Origin of the sequence: Pseudomonas sp. HY13-MNA-CIBAN-0226 (assembly GCF_040310305.1) — a bacterium.
Taxonomy (GTDB): Bacteria; Pseudomonadota; Gammaproteobacteria; order Pseudomonadales; family Pseudomonadaceae; genus Aquipseudomonas; species Aquipseudomonas gregormendelii.
The window spans coordinates 1-279 of sequence record NZ_JBEOPS010000193.1 but is presented as its reverse complement, the minus strand read 5'-3'; the positions used below and the strand labels follow the sequence as shown (position 1 = coordinate 279).

Sequence of the window (279 nt, the reverse complement as noted above, 5' to 3'; positions counted from 1 at the left end):
CTATAAGACCACTCGTAATGCGCTCGATACTTGGACTGACTCAACAAAGTTCTCGCCGTGGCTGGCTAACGGTTCACTATCGGTCAAAGTCTTATTAAACCGTTTGCGTCAGTACGAGCAGGAAGTGATCGCTAATGACTCGACGTACTGGATATGGTTTGAGTTGTTATGGCGCGAGTATTTTTACTGGTATGGCGTCACTCATGACAAGGAATTATTTTTATTCAAAGGTATCAGTCATCAGGCACCAGCCAATCGTCATAATCAACAGCGCTTGGA

The 279-nt window shown here is 44.8% G+C and carries 1 pseudogene; it reads left to right on the top strand.

Going from position 1 to position 279, the window contains the following annotated elements:
• Window positions 1-279, top strand: a pseudogene (locus AAEZ05_RS28365) (hypothetical protein); the annotation flags it as partial.